A 3460-nucleotide genomic window follows, 5' to 3' on the forward strand; every position below is an offset into this window, starting at 1 on the left:
GGCTCTGGTGGGCCGTCGGGCCCGCCGTCTGCGGTTCCTGGGTGGTGGCCGTGCTGCTGGTCGTCGGCGGGGCCTTCGCGCTCGCCTACGGAGCCGGGGTGCGCGGCGCCGGCGGTCTGCTGCTCGCGCTCTCCCCCGTCCTCCCGCTCGCCGGCGTCGCCGTCTCCTACGGGCGGCACGCCGACCCGATGCACGAGATCACCACGGCCACCCCCGCCGGCGGCCTGCGGCTGCTGCTCACCCGTACCGCCGCCGTCCTCGTCGTCTGCGTACCGCTGCTGACCGCCGGAGGCGCGCTGCTGCCGCCGGTGGCCGGTCTCCCGGGGGCCGCCGCCTGGCTGCTTCCCGGCCTGGCGCTGACCCTGGCGACGCTGGCGCTCGGCTCGTTCGTCGGCTGCCGGGCGGCGGCCGCGACGCTGGGCGGCGGCTGGCTGCTCGCCGTCACGGGCCCGCTGCTCGGCCCGGTGGACACGGCCGCCCCGGCGGCCGCGCTCGCCCCGTACCTCTCCGGCCCCGCCGCCCAAGGGGGGTGGGCCGGCGCGGCGCTGGCCTGCGCCGCCCTCCTCGCGGCGCGACGCCGTTCCTTCGACCACCTGGAGCCCCGGTGACCCCCTCGACCGCCGTCGCGGTGAGCGGACTGACCGTCCGCCACCGCCGTACCGTCGCCCTCGACCGGCTCGACCTGTCCCTCGGACCCGGCGTCCACGGCCTGCTCGGCCCGAACGGCGCCGGCAAGACCTCCCTCATCCGGGTCCTCGCGACCGTCGCCGCCCCCTCCTCCGGCCGGGTGGAGCTGCTCGGCCGGGACGCCACCAGCCACCGCGAGCGCACCGGCATCCGCCGCCGGCTCGGCTACCTCCCGCAGGACTTCGGCTACTACCCGGCCTTCACCGTGCGGGAGTTCGTGGCCTACGTCGCCTGGCTCAAGGAGGTGCCGGCCGATCGCGTCCCGGGGGCCGTGGAGCGCGCGGTGGCGCGGGTCGGGCTCGGCGACCGGATCGACGCGCGCATGAAGACGCTGTCCGGCGGCATGGTCCGGCGCGCCGGAATCGCCCAGGGCATCGTGAACGAACCGGAGTTGCTGCTGCTCGACGAGCCGACGGCCGGCCTCGACCCGGAACAGCGGGTCGACTTCCGCTCGCTGCTGCGGGAGCTGGGCACGGAGGCGACGGTGGTGGTCTCCACGCACCTGGTGGAGGACGTCGCCGCGGCCTGCACCGACGTCGCCCTCATCGAGGGGGGCCGCCTCGCCTTCCAGGGCTCGACGGCCGAACTCACCTTCCTCGGCGGGGAGTCCACGGACGGGGACGACTCCGCGACGCACGCCGTCGAGCGCGGCTACACGGCCGCCCTGCGCGCCCACCGGGCGGGCACCGCCCAGGCGGGGACCGCCGCCTCGGGGACCGCGAAGGGAGCGCTCCGGTGACCGCCACCCTCACCCCTCCCCCGCCGCGCACCGCCCGGCGGACCGGCCGGGCGCCGAGGCCCGTCGTCGTCGAGCTGCGCCGCGGGCTCGGCCCCTGGACCGGTCTCGCCGTCCTCCTCACGGTGCTCGTGACCATGTACGGCAAGGCGCCCGGCTGGCAGGGGCGCTGGGCCGACGCCACGAACACGCTGCACGTGGTCGCCGGGCTGCTCGCCGGGCCGCTCGCGCTCGCGGCGGGCTGCTGGCAGGGCGGCCGGGACCGCCGGCGCGGGACGCTGGACCTGTGGGAGTCCGCACCCCGCCCGCCGCTCCGCCGGCTGTTCGTCGCGGTCGCCCCGTCCGCGCTCTGGCCCGCCGCCGGGGTGCTCCTCGCCGACGCCGTGTGCCTCCTCGCGACCTGGCCGTACGCGGCGGGCGGCCGCCCCTTCCTGGAGCTCCTCGCGGCCGACGCGGTCGCCGTCGCCGCCCTCGGCGCCCTCGGTCATGTCGTCGGACGCGCGGTCCGCTGGCGGCTGACGGCCCCGCTCCTCGGCATCGTCGGGTACGTCGCCCTGGGCGTCGGCGCGTACCACCAGGGCCCCGCCCGCTGGCTCGGACCGGCCGCCGAGCACCAGTTCCTGTGGGACCGGCCGGTGTGGTGGTTCGGGCCGGTGTCGATGGCGTGGACGGCCGGGCTCGCGCTGACCGCCCTCCTCGCCACCGGGCTGCGCCCCGCCCGGCTGCGGCCGCTCGCCCTGGTGCCGCTGGCGGTGGCGGTGGCCGCCGCCGGCCTGATCCTGCGCCTGCCGCGGGACGAGGGCCCGTGGCGCCCCGACCCGGCCCTGGCCCGCCCGCTCTGCGACGACGGCGTGCCGCAGGTCTGCCTGACCGCCGTGGACGCCCGTCTGCTGCCCGAGGTTTCGGCGGCGCTCGCCCCGCTCGGCGCGCGCCTCAAGGGGGTCCCCGGCGCCCCGGTCCGCTGGGTCGGCGGGCCCTTCGGCCCGGCTCGCCCCGGGGACGTCGAACTGCCGAGCGCCGCGGCGGACGCGGTACGCGGCCGGCTCCCGCGACCCGACCTGTATCTGAACGCGGCGGTGTCCTGGCTGCTCTCGGACACCTGCCGGCCGGGGGACGGCACGGGTCCGGACGCGGAGCGGGCGAGCATCGTCAACCTCGCCGTCATCGAGTGGCTGGCGCCGACGCCCGAGGACTACGGCCCCGACACCACCGCGGCCCGGCCGTACATCGACCGGCTCCGGGCCAAGCCGGCCGCCGCCCAGCGGGACTATCTGGCCCGCTACCTCGCGGCGAACACCTGCCGCCCGGAGGAGGTGCCGGTCCCGTGAGGCCCGCGCCCCTGCTATATCTGCGCTCCCGCGCCCTGCCCGGCGCCCTGGCCGCGCTCCTCGGCACGGCGGCGGCCGCCGCCTGGGCGGCCAGGTGGCTGTCGTCCCTGCCCGACTTCGACCACCGGGCGCGCCTGCCGGTCGTCGTGCTCGGCCCGCTGCTCGCGGCCGCCGCCATCGGCACCAGCCTGCACACGCCGAGCGACGAGCTGGACCGCACGGCGGTACGGGCGTGGTGGCCCCGGCGGCTGGCCCACGTCCTCGTGCCGACCGTCCTCGCTGTCGCCCTGCTGGCCCTCGCGGTGCCGGGCCACGCGGAGCAGTTCGGAGCGCCCGCCGCCGTGCGCAACACCCTCGGTCTGGTGGGGGTGACGGCGGGCGCCGCCGCGGTCGTCGGCGGCCGTCTGAGCTGGCTGCCGCCCTGCTTCCTGGTGGGCGCGGTCTATCTGGCGGCCCCGTCCGCACCGGGCGGCGGGGCGCAGTGGTGGGCCTGGCTGACGCAGCCGGGCGCCCAGCGGGGGGCGTGGACGGTGGCGCTCGCCGCCCTGGCCGCGGGCACCGGGCCGAGCACGACGACCGGCAGGCGCGCCCGGTGGTCGAAGTCGGGCAGGGACGACAGCCACCTGGCCGCCCAGGCGGCGGCCGCCGCCGTGCCGAGGAGCGCGGCCAGGGCGCCGGGCAGGGCGCGGGAGCGCAGATATAGCAGGGG

At 78.7% G+C, this 3460-nt stretch carries 4 protein-coding genes; all 4 read left to right on the forward strand.

Translation table 11 applies throughout. The features are described from left to right. Window positions 1–608, forward strand: a 608-nt coding sequence (locus EAO70_RS37355; RefSeq protein ID WP_261993260.1) for a zf-HC2 domain-containing protein, incomplete at its 5' end; no start/stop codon positions are given. Continuing rightward, complete coding sequence (locus EAO70_RS37360) at window positions 605–1426, forward strand: ABC transporter ATP-binding protein (RefSeq protein ID WP_187284223.1); 822 nt, start codon at window positions 605–607, stop codon at window positions 1424–1426. The genes EAO70_RS37355 and EAO70_RS37360, both read left to right, overlap by 4 nt. Next, window positions 1423–2751 carry a hypothetical protein gene (locus tag EAO70_RS37365; protein ID WP_148007201.1) on the forward strand — a complete coding sequence of 443 codons (1329 nt, stop codon included), beginning with the start codon at window positions 1423–1425 and terminating at the stop codon, window positions 2749–2751. The genes EAO70_RS37360 and EAO70_RS37365 overlap by 4 nt, the downstream gene beginning before the upstream one ends. Continuing rightward, window positions 2748–3460: hypothetical protein (locus tag EAO70_RS37370; protein ID WP_315986271.1), on the forward strand; the 713-nt coding region annotated here is incomplete at its 3' end. The genes EAO70_RS37365 and EAO70_RS37370, both read left to right, overlap by 4 nt.

The sequence above is a fragment of the Streptomyces sp. adm13(2018) genome, assembly GCF_008042145.1.
GTDB lineage: Bacteria > Actinomycetota > Actinomycetes > Streptomycetales > Streptomycetaceae > Streptomyces.